11 protein-coding genes are annotated in these 17790 nt (G+C 63.2%); 4 read left to right on the plus strand and 7 right to left on the minus strand.

Features of this window, described 5'->3' with window-relative positions:
- Positions 1 to 19: 19 nt before the first annotated feature.
- Both xdhB and xdhA read right to left on the minus strand, forming a co-directional pair.
- Positions 20 to 2374, minus strand: coding sequence for a xanthine dehydrogenase molybdopterin binding subunit (gene xdhB, locus C2L65_RS12505; protein ID WP_042307295.1), 2355 nt, complete (start codon positions 2372 to 2374; stop codon positions 20 to 22).
- Between the two features lie 30 nt (positions 2375 to 2404).
- Positions 2405 to 3922, minus strand: a complete 1518-nt coding sequence (gene xdhA, locus C2L65_RS12510; RefSeq protein ID WP_042307293.1) for a xanthine dehydrogenase small subunit — start codon at positions 3920 to 3922, stop codon at positions 2405 to 2407.
- Positions 3923 to 4320: 398 nt separating this feature from the next.
- Between xdhA and C2L65_RS12515 the strand changes: the two genes are divergently transcribed.
- A complete protein-coding gene (locus tag C2L65_RS12515; RefSeq protein WP_042307291.1) occupies positions 4321 to 5532 on the plus strand; it encodes an MFS transporter in 1212 nt (403 codons plus the stop codon).
- Positions 5533 to 5861: 329 nt separating this feature from the next.
- Here the strand turns inward: C2L65_RS12515 and C2L65_RS12525 are convergent, their stop codons facing one another.
- The 4 genes from C2L65_RS12525 to aspT (C2L65_RS12540) all read right to left on the minus strand — a co-directional run bounded on the left by C2L65_RS12525 (position 5862) and on the right by aspT (C2L65_RS12540) (position 12585).
- On the minus strand, positions 5862 to 7085 hold the full coding sequence (locus C2L65_RS12525; protein WP_042307289.1) for a pyridoxal-phosphate-dependent aminotransferase family protein: 1224 nt from the start codon (positions 7083 to 7085) through the stop codon (positions 5862 to 5864).
- Positions 7086 to 7231: 146 nt separating this feature from the next.
- Positions 7232 to 8881, minus strand: a complete 1650-nt coding sequence (locus C2L65_RS12530; protein WP_042307287.1) for a bifunctional aspartate transaminase/aspartate 4-decarboxylase — start codon at positions 8879 to 8881, stop codon at positions 7232 to 7234.
- A gap of 133 nt (positions 8882 to 9014) precedes the next feature.
- A complete protein-coding gene (aspT, locus tag C2L65_RS12535) occupies positions 9015 to 10700 on the minus strand; it encodes an aspartate-alanine antiporter (RefSeq protein ID WP_042307285.1) in 1686 nt (561 codons plus the stop codon).
- Between the two features lie 196 nt (positions 10701 to 10896).
- A complete protein-coding gene (gene aspT, locus C2L65_RS12540) occupies positions 10897 to 12585 on the minus strand; it encodes an aspartate-alanine antiporter (protein ID WP_042307284.1) in 1689 nt (562 codons plus the stop codon).
- Positions 12586 to 13164: 579 nt separating this feature from the next.
- On the opposite strand from aspT (C2L65_RS12540), the gene C2L65_RS12545 reads away from it, so the two are divergent.
- Positions 13165 to 14154, plus strand: coding sequence for a LysR family transcriptional regulator (locus tag C2L65_RS12545; protein ID WP_042307281.1), 990 nt, complete (start codon positions 13165 to 13167; stop codon positions 14152 to 14154).
- 63 nt (positions 14155 to 14217) lie between these two features.
- A complete protein-coding gene (locus C2L65_RS12550) occupies positions 14218 to 15222 on the plus strand; it encodes a 2-hydroxyacid dehydrogenase (RefSeq protein WP_042307279.1) in 1005 nt (334 codons plus the stop codon).
- A gap of 848 nt (positions 15223 to 16070) precedes the next feature.
- Here the strand turns inward: C2L65_RS12550 and C2L65_RS12555 are convergent.
- Positions 16071 to 16628 carry a plasmid fertility inhibition factor family protein gene (locus C2L65_RS12555; RefSeq protein WP_042310707.1) on the minus strand — a complete coding sequence of 186 codons (558 nt, stop codon included), beginning with the start codon at positions 16626 to 16628 and terminating at the stop codon, positions 16071 to 16073.
- Between the two features lie 273 nt (positions 16629 to 16901).
- Here C2L65_RS12555 and C2L65_RS12560 point away from each other — a divergent pair, with 273 nt between their 5' ends.
- Positions 16902 to 17756, plus strand: a complete 855-nt coding sequence (locus tag C2L65_RS12560) for a crotonase/enoyl-CoA hydratase family protein (RefSeq protein ID WP_081921160.1) — start codon at positions 16902 to 16904, stop codon at positions 17754 to 17756.
- Positions 17757 to 17790 lie beyond the last annotated feature (34 nt).

A 17790-nucleotide genomic window follows, 5' to 3' on the forward strand; every position in this document is an offset into this window, starting at 1 on the left:
GAACGCCCTCTTCTAAAGTTTAGTGTCCAGCAGCGCGAACAGCACGGACAGCCTTGAGGATTTCCTCGCTGGTCGCGGGCGCGTTCAGCGGCGGGTTCACCTTGTAATCGCCGACAGCAGCGACGGCATCGCGGATCGCGAAGAACACCGAGAACGGCAGCAACAACGGCGGCTCACCCGTTGCCTTCGAACGATGGATGCTGTCCTCCGCATTGCGGTTCTTGAAGAGCCGCACGCGAAAATCAGGCGGCGTGTCGTTGACGGTCGGAATCTTGTAGGTGGACGGCGCGTGCGTCATCAGCTTTCCGCCCGCGTTCCACCACAATTCTTCCGTCGTCAGCCAGCCCATGCCCTGAATGAAACCGCCTTCGACCTGGCCGACATCGATGGCAGGATTCAGCGACGCACCAACGTCATGCAACGCATCGGCACGCAGCACGCGCATTTCGCCCGTCAACGTATCGATCACGACTTCCGATACGGCCGCGCCATACGAGTAGTAGAAGAACGGCCGGCCTTGCAGCTTCGCCTGATCCCAGTAGAGCTTCGGCGTCGCGTAGAAACCATCGGACCACAACTGCACGCGCGCGAGATACGCCTTCGCGATCACTTCCTCGAACGGCACGATGGCGTCGCCGACCAGCACACAGTCGCCCGCGAAACGCACCTGTGCCGACGTCACCTCGCCCGCGCCGAACTTCTCGGCGGCGAATGTGGCAAGACGCTCGCGCAACTGCCGCGCGGCATCCTGTGCGGCCTTGCCGTTCAGGTCCGAACCCGTCGACGCCGCCGTCGCCGATGTATTCGCGACCTTCGACGTATCCGTCGCAGTCACGCGCACGCGGCTGAAGTTCACGCCAAGCTCATGTGCGACGACCTGCGCGACCTTCGTGTTCAAGCCCTGGCCCATTTCCGTGCCGCCGTGATTCACAAGCACCGAACCATCGGTATAAATATGAACGAGCGCGCCCGCCTGGTTGAAGTGCGTCACATTGAACGCGATGCCGAACTTGCAAGGCGTGAGCGCGAGCCCCTTCTTCAACACTTCGTTGTTGCGGTTGAATTCGAGTATTTCAGCACGGCGCCGACGGTAGTCACTGGTTGCTTCGAGTTCGTCGATGAGTTCGTGAATCACGTTGTCTTCGACGATCTGGCCATACGGCGTCTGGTTGCGCTCGGTCTTGCCGTACAGGTTGCGGCGGCGCACGTCGAGCGAATCCTTGCCGAGCGAACGCGCCACGTCGTCCATGATGTACTCGATCGCGAACGCGCCCTGCGGACCACCGAAGCCGCGAAACGCCGTGTTCGACTGCGTGTTCGTCTTGCCGCAGAAACCGTCGATCGCGACGTCCGACAGGAAGTACGCGTTATCGAAGTGGCACACGGCGCGCGTCATCACGGGGCCGGACAGGTCGGCGGAAAAGCCGCAGCGCGAAGTCATGTCGACGGACACGCCTTCGATCAGGCCTTCATCGTCGTAGCCGACGTCATACGTATAGTGGAAATCGTGGCGCTTGCCGGTGATCATCATGTCGTCGTCGCGGTCCGGGCGCAGCTTCACCGGGCACAACAGCTTCCACGCCGCGAGCGACGCGCAGCACGCGAACATGCTCGACTGCGATTCCTTGCCGCCGAAACCGCCACCCATGCGCCGGCACTCGACCATCACATTGTGCGAATGAACGCCGAGCATATGCGAGACGAGGTGCTGCATTTCGGTCGGGTGCTGGGTCGAGCAATAAACGAGCATGCCGTCGTCGTCCTTCGGCACCGCGTAGGAAATCTGCCCTTCCAGATAGAACTGTTCCTGGCCGCCGAGCAGCATCTCGCCCGCATCGCGATGCACTGCGCGTTGCAGTTTCGATGCGGCATCGCCGCGCGCGAGCTTCATCGGCGGAATCACGCTCTGGTTCGCTGCGCGTGCCTGCTGCGCCGTCAGTACGGCGGGCAGTTCCTCGAACTCGATATCCGCGCGACGTGCGCCGAGGCGTGCCGCATCGTGCGAGGTCGCGACGACGATGAACATCGGCTGGCCGACATACTGGACGATGCCGTCCGCGAGGATCGGATCGTCGCCCTTGACGATCGGCGCGCAATCGTTATGGCCGGGAATATCGCCCGCCGTGAACACGGCGACGACGCCGGGCGTCGCGCGCACCTTGTCGAACGACATCGACAGGATTTTCGCGTGCGCTTTCGGCGACGTGCCGAGCGCCGCGTGCAGCGTGCCCGCGAGTTCGGGGATGTCGTCGGTGTAGGTCGCGCGGCCGCTGACGTGCAGATGCGCGGATTCATGCGGACGCGACACGTGGACTTGCGTGAAATCGGCGAGTTCTTTCGCGTCCTTCAGGAACGGTTCGGCTTGCTGGTTCATTCTGTAGGTTCTCCGTTTCCTTTTTGTCCGTCAGGCCGCAGCGCCTGCTGCCAACACCGCGCGCACATCGAGCGCGCTCTTTTGCAGCGGATTGTTCGGGCGCGTCTCGAGCCAGAAGCGGTACAGCGTGTTCGTTGCAGCTTCGAGGCGATAGTCGCTGGTCGCGCGCATGTCGCTGAGCGGCTGATAGTCCTTCGCGAGCGCGAGCATTGCTATCTGCGCGGTCGCTTCGTGCCATTCGTTGTCGGCGAGCGCGGCTTCCGCGTGCGCCGCGCGCTTCGGCGTCGCGGCCATGCCACCAAACGCGATGCGCGGCTCGCGGATCGTCTCGCCATCGGCGATGAATGAGAACGCGGCGCACACGGCGGAAATATCCGAGTCGAAGCGCTTCGAAATCTTGTACGTGCGGAACTGGAAGTGCTTGCGAGCCTCGTTGCGCGCGGGCACCTTCAGACCGACGACGAACTCGTGTTCGGCCATATCCTTCTTCTGATACGCGAGGTACAGGTCTTCGAGCGCCAGTTCGCGTTCGATCTCGCCGCCGCGCAGCACCACGCGCGCGCCCAGCGCGATGAGGCCCGGCATCGAATCGCCGATGGGCGAACCGTTCGCGACATTGCCGCCGATCGTGCCCGCGTTACGGATTGGGAGCGACGCGAAGCGCTGCCACATTTCGGTGAGTTCGGGATACTGCTTCGCCAGTTCGGCGTACGCGCGCTCGACCGTGACGCCCGCGCCGATCTCGATCCAGTCGTCCGTCACGTTGAGCTTCTGCATTTCCGCAATCTGACCGACGTACACGATGTGGCCGAGGTCGCGCATCATCTTCGTGACCCAAAGGCCGATGTCGGTGCTGCCGGCGAGAATGCGTGTGGTGGGCGCGTCAGCCTTGATCTTCGCGAGCGCGGCGACGGTGCGCGGCGCGTCGAACTGCTGGCCGTTGCGTTCGTAGTGGAAGGTTTCGCCGCGTTCGAGCGTGGCGAGCTTGTCGGCGAGCGCCTTGACGTCGACGGGTGCTTTCGGTGCGGGCAACTCGAACATGCGCTCGGCCGCTTCGATGATCGGGCGATAGCCGGTGCAGCGGCACAGGTTGCCCGTCAGCGCGTTGGCGATATCGGCGCGGTTCGGCACGGTCTTGTTCGCGCACGAATGCTCGTGGCCGTGCTTCTCATACATCGACCACATCGACATCACGAAACCCGGCGTGCAGAACCCGCATTGCGAGCCGTGACACTCGACCATTGCTTCCTGCACGGGATGCAGGCTGCCGTCTGGCTGGCGCAGGTCTTCGACGGTGAAAAGCGCCTTGCCATCGAGCGTCGGCAGAAACTGGATACAGGCGTTGACCGCCTTGAAGCTGACGCCGCCCGCGTCGTTGCGCTCGCCGATCACGACGGTACAGGCGCCGCAGTCGCCTTCCGCGCAGCCTTCCTTGGTGCCCGTGCAGCGCGCGTCTTCGCGCAGGTATTGAAGGACGGTGCGGGTGACGGGTGCGTCGGTGATCTCACGGATCGCGTTGCGATGGTAGAAGCGGATCGGCTGGCTCATGTCTCGTGCTCGTTTCGGTTGTTCGCGTCCGCGTGGGGCGTGCGGACGGTGCGGCTGATGGTTCGAAAAGTAGCATCATCAATATTCACAACCCATAGGTCCGATCGCATGGAGGACATATAGCTGGAGCGATAAATTGAGACGGCGGCGGGAGGCTGGGCTTATATCTGAATGTCTGTTTAGTTGTATTTTTATTAAATATGGCTTAAATCGGACACAGAATGCTGAAGCTGTGTTGTCGGAAAGCGTGTCTGAACGCCAGAAAAATTGACGGAAAACCGTCAAATGCCCGTTTCAGCCCGTTGTTCAGACCAGAAAATTATTAAGCAAATCCTGCAAGTGAATCGGTTCCATGGGAAAATCACGGCTTCCCGCCAAATTCAAGTCTCGTTTTCCCCATGTCCGCCGACTCCGCTACACCGCGCAGCGAATTTGCGACCACTTTGCAGATCATTCCGGTCGTTTTTTTCACCTTTCTTTGTTACCTGACGATCGGTATTCCGCTCGCGGTGCTGCCGGGTTACGTCCACGACGATCTTGGCTACAGCGCCGTGATCGCGGGCCTGGCGATCAGCGTGCAGTACTTCGCGACGCTTGCTTCGCGTCCGCTTGCTGGACGTTCCGCGGATACGCTCGGGCCGAAGAAGACGGTGACGATTGGTCTGATCGGCTGCGGGGTGAGCGGCGTGCTGTTGCTGCTGGCCGTGCTGCTTGGCCGGTGGCCGACGTTGAGTCTCAGTCTTTTGGTGCTGAGCCGGCTCGTGCTGGGCTTTGGCGAAAGCCTGTGCGGCACGGGGGCAATCCTGTGGGGTATTGGGCGGGTCGGCACGACGAACAATGCGCGGGTGATCTCGTGGAACGGCATCGCGACGTATGGCGCGCTCGCGATTGGGGCGCCGCTGGGCGTCGCGATTGCGCATAGCGTGGGGTTTTTTGCGCTTGGGGTTGTGGTGATTGTGCTGGCGGCGCTGGGTTTCTATCTGGCACGCCCGATTGCCGCTGTGCCCGTTGTGCATGGTGAGCGGATGTCGTATCGCAGTGTGTTTACTCGTGTGCTGCCGCACGGGATCGGGCTTGCGCTTGGGTCGGCCGGGTTTGGGTCAATCGCGACGTTCATCACGCTGTTTTATGCGGCGAATCATTGGCCGAATGCGGCGTTGTCGTTGACCGTGTTTGGCACGCTGTTTATCGGTGCGCGGTTGCTGTTTGCCAATACGATCAAGACGTATGGCGGTTTTCGCGTCGCGATTGCTTCGTTTTCTTTTGAGTGCGTTGGGCTGTTGTTGCTGTGGCTTGCGCCGGAGCCGCATGTTGCGCTTGCGGGTGCTGCGTTGACCGGGTTCGGGTTTGCCTTGGTGTTTCCGGCGCTCGGCGTCGAGGCGGTTGGGCTTGTGCCGCCCGCTAGCCGGGGCGCGGCGTTGTCGGCTTACTCAGTTTTTCTCGATCTGTCGTTGGGGATTACGGGGCCGCTGGCCGGGTATGTTGCTGGTGAGTTTGGATATGGGTCAGTGTTCCTCTTCGCGGCTGTTGCCGCCGCGGCGGCTGTTGCGCTGTCTACCATGCTTTATTTGCGCAATGCGCGGACGCCGAATGCGCCTGCGGCGGCTTGAGGTTGGCGCTTGCAGCGGGCGTTTAGGTTTTAGGTTTGTGCCTTTGGTGCGGTAGCGGTTTGGTTGTTTTTGGGTTTGCCGCTGGCATATGCGGGTTGTCTTCTTGGCGCGGCCGGGTTGGTTTGCTTTTGTTTTCGCTGGCATCCGCGCTCTGCCTTCGTGCTTCACGCGTCGCCCCTGTGCGGGGCGACGCTTGAAGCACGCTAACAACTCGCGGATGCCAGCGCAAAGGCAAACACACCGACCGGCAACGCCTGAACCACGAAGACAAACCGCGGACGCCAGCAAAAACACAAAGCAACCCACCCAGCGTCGCAGACAAAAAAACCTCAATCCCTACCAGCCAGCGCCCGCTCAAGCGCCGCCACACCAGCTGGCAAATCCACCCCAACCCCGAGCTCAACCATAGTCCGCCCAAACGCATGCAGCGTACGAAAGAGGTTATGAGCGCGCGCCTGCTCGCCCATCTGCCCGATCCGCACAATAGGCAACCCAAAAGACCCCGAAATCTCAACCTGATGAAACCGCGAGATATGCGCGCAAATATCCGCCGGCGTCAGCCCGGCCTTCTGCCCGATGGGCACCTCAATCCCAACAACAGAATTCAACCGGCACTCAGCCGGCGCATATAAGGCCAAACCCATCGCACTGATCCCCGCCTGCAACGCAAGCGAGCACTTCAAATGCCTGGCAAAACGCTTCTCCAGCGTCTCCGCGCAAACAAGCCGCAACGCCTCGTGCAGCGCAAGCACGCCCGACACAGGCGCCGTGTAGTGATACCCCGCGTTGTGCCAGAAATTCTCCGCCAGCGACGCATCCAGACACCAATGCGCACTAGCATGCGGACGTCCCTTCACCCGCTCCCACGCCGCATCCGAAAACGCGATCAGCGAAACACCCGGAATCGACGACAACCCCTTCTGCCCGCCCGTGATCACAGCGTCGATACCCCACGCGTCCATTTCAAGCGGCATCGTCGACAGCGTGCAGACGGCATCGACGACAACCAGCGCGCCCGCCTGCTTTGCCAGCGCCGCAATATCCTTCAGGTGGTAATTCCAGACGGTGTTCGACGTCTCGCCCTGCACGATCGTCACGATCTCCGGCCGCGTGCGCCGGATCGCTTCCTCGACCTGCTCGAGCGTCGCGACCGCACGATCGCCAACTTCCAGCAGCGAGACCTCGGCGCCAACGCGCCGGCCCATCTCCGCCATCCGCGCGCTGAAAAAGCCGTTCTTGATGCTCAACACCCGGGTGCCCTGCCACGCGAGATTGGAGATCGCCATCTCCATCGCCGCCGAGCCCGGCCCCGCCACGCCCAGCACCCACTTCGAGTTCGTCTGGAACACGTAGCGCGCCATCGTCTTCACCTGTCCAACCACCTTCGCCATCGTGTTGCCCAGATGGTTGATGACGATCGCATTGGCCTTAGCGACGGCGGCGGGAATCGGCACGGGGCCGGCGCCCATCATCAGAAGTGGCTCTTCGGGAAGAATCGCGTCGAGCGATTCGACTTCAGGACAGGGAACGACGTTGGACGTTGTAATGGTCATGATCGGAACGCATGGAACGGGGAACGGGAACAGGAAAACGGCCCGCCGCGCGCAGCAACACCTGCGGGCGGCGGGCCGTCTTTCGATCATTCACCCATATGTCCGATTGCGCAAGAGATGCATCCCGGTCTTTGCCTGCCGGATTGTCACTTGACCTCTTTGCGTTGAATGCTCTTGCCCGTCTCCTTGGTGTAGCGCTCGACGTATTCCTCCGTGAGCTTGCGGATCGCGCGCCCGATCTTGCGATAGTCGGACTCGTTGAGATTCGCCAGCGACACGCGCCCCGAAGGATGCTTGGTGCCGAAGCCCATCCCCGGCAGCAACACGACCCGCGCATCGGTTGCCAGACGGAACAGCAGCTCCGACGCCTCAGTGTGCTTGAGCAGCCAGTCGACGAACTCGCGGCCATACGCGCGCTCGCCGAAGTACTCCATGTCGATGATCGTGTAGTAGTCGACCTGGTTCGCGTCCTTCTCGTCGAACGCGATGCCGATTTCCTCGAACAGCGCGCGCTTGCGATTGCGGATCAGGCGCTTCAGCGCGTTCTTGTACGCATCCGGCGTGTCCATCAGCGAGAACAGCGAGAAGAGCACCATCTGCACCTGTTGCGGCGTCGACAGGCCCGCCGTGTGATTCAGCGCGACGGTGCGGCTGTCGGCGACCAGCCGGTCGATAAACTTCAGCTTTTCCGGCTCCGTCGTGATCGACTCGTAGCGATGGTGCAGGATCTTCTTCGCGTCCTTCGGCAGCTCGGCAATCAGCTTGTCGAGGATGTTGTCCTTATGCGTCGCGATCGCGCCGAGACGCCAGCCCGTCGCGCCGAAATACTTCGAGTACGAGTACACGAGAATCGTGTTCTTGGGCGCGAGCGCAAACAGCGATACGAAGTCGTCGGCGAAGGTGCCGTACACGTCGTCCGTTAGCAGGATCAGGTCGGGGCGTTCCTTGACGATCTCCGCAATGTATTCGAGGCTCTCGTCGCTGATCTTCACGGAAGGCGGATTGCTCGGGTTCACAAGGAAGAACGCCTTCACCTTCGGATCGCGCAGCTTGTCGAGCTCGGCCTTCGAGTACTGCCAGTTGTTCTCGACATCGGCATCCAGATTGACCACATTCAGCTCGTAGTCGTTGAGCGTCGGAATCTCGATGTACGGCGTGAAGATCGGGCGGCCGAGCGCGATGGTGTCGCCCGCCTTGATCAAATGGTTCTGCTTCATCGTGTTGAAGATGTACGTCATCGCGGCCGTACCGCCTTCGACGGCAAAGATGTCGAACTCGCCGACGAACGGATACTTGCCGATCATCTCGCGCCGCAGATACTGCCCGACGATGACCTCCGACAGCTTCAGCATCCGGTCCGGCACCGGGTAGTTCGACGCAAGAATGCCTTCGCACATCTCGTACAGGAAATCAGTGCCCGACAGGCCTAGCTGATCGCGCACGTACGACACGGCGCCCGCGAGAAACTCGATGCCGGGCAGCCCCTTGTTCTCGCGCAGGAACAGCTCGAAGCGCTCGGCCAGCCCTTCCCGCTTCGGAAAGCCGCCGACGCCTTCGGGCATGTACGCGAACGAGCGCTCCGATTCGCGCATCGCAAAGAGACCCAGTTGCCAGAAGCCGTGGCGCGGAATCGTCGCGAGAAAGTTCGGGTTGCCGCGGCCGGCGTTCAGCATCGACGCATTGGCCGGGCGCTCGACGGCGCCGCCGCCTGCTGCCTTGATCAGTTCGTCCTTCAGCTCGAACGGGCTGAGCGCCTGCATCGCTGCCTGCTCTTTGCTCTTGTTGTCCTTTGCCATGATCGGTTCTCCAGTGAAAGGGGAAATGCGCCGGCGCTTTCCAGGCAACGGGCAACGGCTCGTGCCGCGCGCCGGCTTCAATACGTACAGACGGTTCCGCCGACGGCACGCACGGCCCGTCGGCGGTGTGAGTTCAGACCAGCCCGACGACGAGCGGCCCCAGCAATGTCAGCAGCACGTTCGCAATCGCATACGTGATCGCGAACGGCACGGTCGGCACGGCGCTTTCGGCCTTGTCCAGCACGCCGCCGAACGCCGGGTTCGCGCTGCGCGAGCCGGACAGCGCGCCCGCCAGAATCGCCGCGTTGTCGTAACGCAGCACGTAACGGCCGAACAGCATCGTCAGCAGCAGCGGGACCAGCGTCACGACCACGCCGAGCAGGAAGATCGTGACGCCGAGTTGCTTGATCGTCGTCACGGCCTGCAGCCCCGAGTTCAGCCCGACCACCGACACGAACGCGGCCAGCCCGAAGTCCTGCAACAGTCTCGATGCGGCGGGCGGCATGACGCCGTACATCGGATGCTTGCCGCGCATCCAGCCGAACACAAGGCCCGCGAGCAGGCAGCCGCCGCCCGAACCGAGCGTGAGCGGCACACCGCCGATATTGACCACGATCAGGCCGATCAGCAGGCCGATCACCATGCCGACGCCCATGTAGATGAAGTCGGTCTTGATCGAATACGGCAGCTCGTAGCCCGTCGCCGCGACGGCGCGCTTCGTGTCCTTTGCGGAGCCGAAGTAGGTCAGCACGTCACCGTGCTCGAGTTTCGTCTCCGGCATGATCGGCACCGGCTGGCCGACCCGCGTGATGCTTTCGAGGAACACGCCGTGGCGCAGATCGCGATCGACGGTTTCGCGCACTTTCTGGATCGTCGTGTGGTTCAGGCCTTTTGCAGTGAACACGGCCTGGCGTGTCTGCATGACGGCGCTGACGTCGGTGACGTCCGAGATTTCCGTGCCGATTGTCGGCGCGACGGGCACCATGCCCTCGCGCCGCCCGACAACGAGCACGACGTCGTCAGCCGCGAGCACGACATTCGGTCCCGGCTCGATCTCCTTGCCGGCGCGGCGGATTTTTTCGATCGACACGAAGTCCTGCGCGGCCATTTCGATCTCGGACACCTTGCGCCCCGCCGCCGGCCCTACCCTGAACGCGCGCCCGACCAGTTCCGGCAGCGCCGCCAGTTGCCCCGGCGCGCGCGACGGCGTGCCGCCCGCGAGCTTCGCCTCGGCGTCGAGCGCGGCCGAGCGCAGGTCGCGGCCCATGAACTTGGGCAGGATGTTCACGCACACGATGATCGCGCCGAGCGAGCCGAACACGTAGGTCACCGCGTACGCAATCGCGACGTCCGACTGCAGCGACTTCACTTCTTCGGCGGGCAGGCCGAGACGCGCGATCGCATCGCCCGCCGTGCCGATGATCGCCGACTGCGTGAGCGCGCCGCCCGCGAGGCCCGCCGCCAGCCCCTTGTTCAGATGGAAAATCTTCGCGCAGATGATGACGGTGACCAGCGCCGAGATGGCGAGAAACAGCGCCATGGCGATCTCGCGCAAGGTCTTGCGGTTCAGCGAGTTGAAGAAGCCCGGCCCCGAGTCGTAACCGACCGCGTAGATGAAGACGGCGAACATCACCGCCTTCACGCCGCTGTCGATCGACACACCCGCCTGACTGATCACGACAGCCGCCAGCAGCGAGCCCCCGACGCCGCCCAACTGGAACTTGCCGAACTTGATCTGACCGATGAAGTACCCCACGGCCAGCGATAAAAACAACGCTATCTCGGGTGACTTGTGAAAAATGTTGTGTATCAGATCCATCGTGCCCTCTCAAGAAAAAGCGCGCGCGGGCGACCCGCGGCGAAACGCAGCAGACGACGTGGCACTACCGTCCGCGACCCTTGCCCGCACAGCCTTGCTGGTTGCGCGGGCATTTCGATTTTGCTTTTGTTCGCCTCAGCCTTACTTGCCCATTCGCAAACCCGCGGCTTCGTGCCGGGTGCGCCGGTCGTCCCCGTCAGCCGCCGAATTTCGCGGCCATCCCGACTACGACGGGACCCATCAGCGGCAGCAGGATGTTCGATAACGCGTAGGTGATCGTGTAGCCGATGACGGGCGTCGAATTGCCCGTCACGCCGACCAGCGCACTGATTGCGGGCGTGCTGCACTGCTGGCCGGCAATCGCGCCGAGCAGCATCGGCGCGTCGAGCTTCAGGAACATCCGGCCGATCCACAGCGACAGCAGACCCGGCACCAGTACCATCAGAATCCCGGCGACGGGCAGCGCGAGGCCATACTCGCGCACGAGCTTGATCGCATCCGGTCCGGCCGACAGCCCGACGGCGGCGATGAAGGTCGCCAGCCCGAAGTCCTTGATGATTTGCGCAGCCGCGGGCGGCAGCGAGCCGATGACGGGATAGTGCGAACGGATCCAGCCGAACAGCAGCCCGGACAGCAGACATCCGCCGCCCGTGCCGAGCGCGAGCGTGATGCCGCCGATGCTGCCCGATAATCGCCCGATCGCCATGCCGATCAACACGCCGAGGCCGAGATAGACGAAATCGGTCTTCAAGGTGGCGGGCAGCAGGTAGCCGAGCCGCTTCGCGCCGCGCAGCACGTCGGCCTTCGCGCCGACCAGCGTCAGCACGTCGCCGCGATTCAGTTCGGTGCCGGGCAGCGCAGGCACGCGCGACTCCAGCCGCGTGACGGCCGCGATGTAGATGCCGCGGCCCTGGTCCGGGTCGGCCCGCTCGCGCAACTGACGGATCGTCGCGCCGTGCGCGTCCTTGCGCGTGAGCACGACGTCGACCATCTCGGCGAGTGCCGTCGAGAAATGATGGCCCGACGCGACTTCCTCGCCGAGCGACGGCGCAGCGGCAACCAGCGCCTCGCGCCGTCCATCGACCAGCACGAGGTCGTCGGCAGCGAGCACGACGTCAGGCGCGACGGCCAGCGGCGCGCCGCGGCGTTCGATCTGCTCGATCGTCAGGTTGTGGCCGTATTTCGCCTCGAAGGCGCCAATCGCGACGCCCGCCGCCGGACCGACGCGGAACGCGCGCCCCACCAGCGCGGGCGCGGCAAGCCGCTCCCCTTCCCCGAGCGAGTCGCCGCCGCCGAGTTGCCGCCACACTCGCTCGGCTTCGTCGCGCAGATTCACGCGCAACAGCAGCGCCGCGAACTGGCTCGTGAAAAGCACGATCGTGATAAGCCCGAACAGATAGCTGACGCTGTAGGCGGTGACGATGTTCGCTTGCAGGCGTAACGTCTCGGCCTCGGCCAAACCGAGCTTCGCGACGGCTTCCGACGCCGTGCCGATCACCGCCGACTCCGTCGCCGCGCCCGCCAGCAGGCCTGCCGCCGTGCCCGGATCGAGATGCAGCAGCCAGACGGCGAACATCACGAGCGCGAGCACCGAGACGATTTCGACGACGGACAGCAGCCCGTAACGCCAGCCGCGCCCGATGTTGGCGAAGAATTGAGGTCCGCCCGTGAAGCCGAGCGCGAAGATGAACAGCGCAAACGCGATGTTCTTGAGGTCGGGCCCGATGCGCGCGCCCGTCTGCCCGAGCAGCAACGACACGATCAGCGTGCCGCACACGCCGCCCAACTGGATTGGGCCGATTTTGAACGAGCCGATAAAGTATCCGAGCGCAAGACTCGCGAACAGCGCAATCTCCGGCTGAGACTTAAGCAATTCGGCGACCATGTTCGGATTTCCCGGCAAAGCGGATCGTTGTATGAATCTTTTTAAAAAAATAGACCGCGATAATCCGCACGGCAATTAGTCGCGTTTAATTGAAGCGCGCGCGAATATCCGCCGGATTAACCAGTGATATTCGAAGCGGTTGAAATGCGCCGCACTGACGGATTTACGTCAGACGAAACAGCGCGATCGGCGAGAAGCCCCGAATCAGCTTGTGTTGCTTCTGTTGACAGACATCGTTCCCTCGCAAAGTTGTCGAACAACCCGGAACACGCTCTTGCAGCCGAAGGCTTATTTTATGTCCGCATTTGAAGCGCGCGGAAATCGTATAGATAGATTCCGCTATATGACAAAAACGCCAGCCTTTTTACAATTTCGAAATAGCGCCGTCGTTTTAATAGATATTGTAATTGCCAGCGACTGTCAATATTATTTTTGTGCCGGATCTGCAAAATTTCCGAACCCTCAGATTGTCTGCAATCTGAGGGTATGACACCCGCAAAAGGCCGACGCAGAAAGCTGCCGCACGCCACAGCCGGGTCAACGACGCGCGGCAGCACCGCGCTAGACGAGGGCGCCACCATGAATCAGATCTATGCCATGCGGGTCTTTGTCCGGGTCGCCGAAACACAGAGCTTCAGGCGCGCGGCCCAGCAGCTGAAAGTATCGAACGCGCTCGTGACGCGCTCGATCGCCACACTCGAAGCGCACCTGCACGCGCGCCTCATCAACCGCACGACGCGCAACCTTTCGCTGACCGAGGCGGGCACGCACTATCTGGAAGGCTGCCGCGGACTGCTCGAGGAGCTCGACCATCTGGAAGGCTCGGTCGCGGGCACCGAGCGCGAGCCGGGCGGCACGCTACGCGTCGTCGCGACGGGCGCGCTGTCGCCGCAGGCGCTCACGCAACTGCTCGACGGTTACCGCCGTCGCTTTCCGAAGGTGCATATCCGGCTCACGCTCGCCGAGCGCCTGCCGCATCTGATCGAAGACGGCTATGACGTGGGCCTCTTCATCGCGGGCCCGATGCCAGCGGCCGCGGCGGCGGATACCGACAGTGTCGAGCTGTCGTTTGCGACGCAGCGCCTCGTGCCGTGCGCCGCGCCGTCCTATCTGGCTGCGCGCGAGGAGCCGCGCCATCCCGATCATCTGGCGCTGCATTCGTGCATCGCGACGCCTTCCGAGCAACGCGGCCCGACCGTCTGGCATTTCATCGAAAGCGATGGCGACGCGCAGCCCGTCACGCTCGATCCGTCGTACATGGTCAACAGCCCGCTGCTGGTGCGGCTCGCGGCGATTGCCGGAATGGGCGTCGCGGTGCTGCCCGAGCCGCTCGTCGCCGACGACTTCGCAACGGGCGCGCTGAAGCGCATCATGCAGGACTACACCGTCGACGAATCGCAGGCCAAGGTGTCGCTCGTCTATCCGCGCCGCCGTCATCTGCCCGCGAAAACGCGCGCGTTCGTCGATTACACGCTCGAGCATGCGGGTTGTCCGGCGTCAGCGCTGCCCACCGACGCGCATGCAATCATCGCGCACGACCTGCATCCCGCCGCGCAGCATGCTTCGTGAGCCGCGCGCGATTGCTCACGCATCGATGACGCCCGGCGGGCGTCTATCAGGAGGCCAGTGACCATGCGCATGATTCTGTTCAGCAGCCGCCAGTACGATATCGACACGTTCACCGAGGCGAATGCCGCGTACCGCTACGAGTTGCACTTCCAGGAGTCGCATCTCGAAGCGGACACGGCCGTCCTCGCCGAGGGTTTCGACGTCGTGTGCCCATTCGTCAACGACCTGGTCGACGCTGCCACGCTCGAACGCCTGCATGCGGGCGGCACGCGGCTCATCGCACTGCGCTCGGCGGGCTTCAATCACGTCGATCTCGCGGCGGCGCAGCGGCTCGGTATCGGCGTCGTGCGGGTGCCCGCCTATTCACCGCATGCGGTCGCCGAGCACGCGGTCGGGATGATCCTGGCGCTGAACCGCAAGCTCGCGCGCGCCGTGGCCCGCACGCGCGAAGGCGACTTCTCGCTGAACGGACTGCTTGGTTTCGATTTGTACGGCAAGACGGTTGGCGTGATCGGCACGGGGATTATCGGGCGCTGCTTCGCGCGCATCATGGCGGGCTTCGGCATGCAGGTGCTCGCGCACGATCCCGGGCCGCCCGCTACCGAACTGCTGGCGCTCGGCGGGCGCTATGTGCCGCTCGATACGCTGCTCGCGGATTCGGACGTCGTGAGCCTGCATTGCCCGCTGCTGCCGTCGACGTATCACCTGATCGATCGCCACGCGCTCGCGAAGATGAAGCGCGGCGCGATGCTGATCAATACGGGGCGCGGCGGACTGGTCGAAAGCAATGCGCTGGTCGGCGCGCTCAAGAGCGGCCAGTTGGGGCATCTCGGGCTCGATGTGTACGAGGAAGAAGGCGGGATTTTTTTCGAGGACCACTCGAATCTGCCGTTGCAGGATGACGTGCTTGCGCGGCTGTTGATGTTTCCCAATGTGATTGTGACCGCGCATCAGGCTTTTTTTACCCGCGAGGCGATGACGGAAATCGCGCAGACTACGCTCGGCAATGTCGAAGCGTGGCGCGACGGCACGCCGCGGAATGCCGTCGAGGCGCCTACGGGCGGCTGAAATGGGCTTAGCGTAGGTTTGCTGGGATTTTTTTTGCTGCGCAAGCAGTGTGGGTTGGGGTGCGGTTCTGCTTTTTTGCTCTCACGCTTGGTCTTGCGCTGGCATCCGCGTTTTGTTATCTAGCTTCAAGCGTCGCCCCTGTGCGGGGCGGCACCTACTTTTCTTTGCCGCCGCAAAGAAAAGTAGGCAAAAGAAAGCGGCTAACACCGCCTGTTCTTGTGTTTGCCTGAGGGCCCCCAGCGGGTCTTATGCTTCACACGGCAGCATTTCTGTTCGCGTTCGTTGCCAACGCTTCGAATGAGCGCCTCACCCACTTCAAACACCCGCACAAGGGCTAGCGGCAGCGAATGGTTTGCGCCGCCCAGGTGGCAAACTGTGTGTAGGTTGTCGCGTCGAATAGCCTGGCGCTCTGACAGGGTGGAACGCGTGCGCAATCAGTCCGAAGTGAGGCGTGTGTGGCGCTACGGCCTACACACAGTTTGCCACCTGGGCGGCCGTGGAGTATCCATCACGGCATGGTGCAACGCGGGCGCGTGAAGCGGGTGATGCGCACCGCAAGAGCGTTGGCAACGAGCATGAGTCACGTGGTTGCCGTGTGAAGTGTGGGACCGTTTGGGGGCCTTCAGGCAAGAACAAGGGCTGGCGGTGTTAGCCGCTTTCTTTTGCCTACTTTTCTTTGCGGCGGCAAAGAAAAGTAGGTGCCGCCCCGCACAGGGGCGACGCTTGAAGCACGCTAACGAATCGCGAATGCCAGCGCAAAGGCCAAAAACACCGTAGCGCGGATGCCAGCGCAAACACGAGCAAACCAACCCACCGCGTCGCAGACAAACCCACCCCAAAAGCATCGCTCAGGTCCGCGGCACCCCAGCCACATTCCCCGAAGTAGGCCGCAACGCCATGCGCGCATCATCGGACGCACCACAGTATTGGCGCAAGAGCGCCGCCTCGCGCTCATGCACTTCCACTGGAAACCACACGGCGCCCGCCGCCATCATGTACCGCGCGCGATGCTGCCCGTTGCGGAACGCGACCACACCTTCGTGTTCCAGCCTGAGCCAGCCTAGCATCCCAGGCGCGCGGCGCGTCGAGATCGTCACGTAGGGCATCTGCGGAATGCGAGCGTTGGAAGGATCGAGAAACTCGCGGATGCCGCGCAGCTTCCCGGGATGCCATTCCTGCACGGGCGGCAGCACGTAATCGGTGTCATCGCGATCGGCGCACGCAATGAGCTTGCGCGCATCGACGAGCACCACCTGATGGCGTGTGCCGTCCGTCGTGAAGACGCGCTTCAGGCGTACGTGACCATACGGCGGATGTTCCTGCAGCGGCACGATCCAGACAGGCTCGCTGCCGGACGACGGCGATGCCGCGGGAGACGGAGTCGGTAGTTGCATCAGTGTGGACATCGGGCGTACTCCATGCGCCGGTGCGTGCGCGCGCCCTGGCTGTTCGAAATTCGCCTAAGCTACGAGTCGATTGTTAAAACCACGTGACTTGGCGGCAAGCGATTCGCGCTGCATCGCCGCCCGTGCGCCACGCATCGTCGCGCAGGCTTTTGCTTCTGCTTTAGCGGTCGTTTTGCGCGGTTCTTTAGGGTGTCGCCGCACGCGCAACCGGCTTTTTTTCAGTGCTCTTCATCCAGTCTAGGTCTTGCAATGCAGCCCGAACCGGAGAGAACGATGGCTAGCGAACAGTTCGGCGAATTCGTGCGAATCGAAACTGCACAAAAAAACCCAACTGCACAGAAACAGCAAGTTGTGCTCCCGGTCGATGCCGTCGCAACGATCGTCATCGACCGTCCCGCTCGCCGCAACGCCGTCGACCGTCCGACGGCGGAAGCCCTCGCCGCCGCGTTCCGCCGCTTCGAGGCCAACGACGCGTGGCGCGCCGCCGTGCTGACGGGCGCGGGCGGCACCTTCTGCGCGGGCGCGGACCTCACTGCTTTACAAGACGACGAACGGCGCAACGAATTGCACGCCGACGGCAGCGGCCCCGGACCGATGGGACCGACGCGCATGATGTTCACCAAGCCCGTGATCGCGGCGATTGCCGGCCATGCGGTGGCGGGCGGCCTGGAACTCGCGGCGATGTGCGATCTGCGCGTGGTCGAAGCGGACGCCGTGCTGGGCGTGTTTTGCCGGAGGGTGGGCATTCCTCTGATCGATGGCGGCACGATCCGGCTGCCGCGTCTGATCGGCCAGTCGCGCGCGCTCGATCTGATCCTGACGGGCCGCGCCGTCACGGCCGACGAAGCGCTCGCGTTCGGCCTTGCCAACCGCGTCGTGCCGAAGGGCGCCGCGCGCACCGCCGCCGAACAGCTCGCCGCCGAACTGGCCGCGCTCCCGCAGGCGGCGCTGCTGGCGGACCGCCGCTCCGTCTATGAAAACTCGCCGCTCGGCGATTTGCCCGAAGCACTGCGCCGCGAAGGGGCGGGTGGCTACGCGGCCGTGTTCTCGCAAGGCGTGGCGGGAGCGGCCGCGTTCGCCGCGGGCGCTGGCCGTCACGGCGGCTCGCTAGAGAAAAAAGTCCCTTGAAATAAGGGGTTTTCGCTGCGAAATCACACCGGAT

The sequence above is a fragment of the Paraburkholderia terrae genome (assembly GCF_002902925.1).
Taxonomy (GTDB): domain Bacteria; phylum Pseudomonadota; class Gammaproteobacteria; order Burkholderiales; family Burkholderiaceae; genus Paraburkholderia; species Paraburkholderia terrae.

Excerpts from the sequence above, each read along its gene's own strand:
- xdhB (WP_042307295.1), bottom strand. The coding sequence starts at position 2,374 with ATGAACCAGCAAGCCGAACCGTTCCTGAAGGACGCGAAAGAACTCGCC.
- xdhA (WP_042307293.1), bottom strand. The coding sequence starts at position 3,922 with ATGAGCCAGCCGATCCGCTTCTACCATCGCAACGCGATCCGTGAGATC.
- C2L65_RS12515 (WP_042307291.1), top strand. The coding sequence starts at position 4,321 with ATGTCCGCCGACTCCGCTACACCGCGCAGCGAATTTGCGACCACTTTG.
- C2L65_RS12525 (WP_042307289.1), bottom strand. The coding sequence starts at position 7,085 with ATGACCATTACAACGTCCAACGTCGTTCCCTGTCCTGAAGTCGAATCG.
- C2L65_RS12530 (WP_042307287.1), bottom strand. The coding sequence starts at position 8,881 with ATGGCAAAGGACAACAAGAGCAAAGAGCAGGCAGCGATGCAGGCGCTC.
- aspT (WP_042307285.1), bottom strand. The coding sequence starts at position 10,700 with ATGGATCTGATACACAACATTTTTCACAAGTCACCCGAGATAGCGTTG.
- aspT (WP_042307284.1), bottom strand. The coding sequence starts at position 12,585 with ATGGTCGCCGAATTGCTTAAGTCTCAGCCGGAGATTGCGCTGTTCGCG.
- C2L65_RS12545 (WP_042307281.1), top strand. The coding sequence starts at position 13,165 with ATGAATCAGATCTATGCCATGCGGGTCTTTGTCCGGGTCGCCGAAACA.
- C2L65_RS12550 (WP_042307279.1), top strand. The coding sequence starts at position 14,218 with ATGCGCATGATTCTGTTCAGCAGCCGCCAGTACGATATCGACACGTTC.
- C2L65_RS12555 (WP_042310707.1), bottom strand. The coding sequence starts at position 16,628 with ATGTCCACACTGATGCAACTACCGACTCCGTCTCCCGCGGCATCGCCG.
- C2L65_RS12560 (WP_081921160.1), top strand. The coding sequence starts at position 16,902 with ATGGCTAGCGAACAGTTCGGCGAATTCGTGCGAATCGAAACTGCACAA.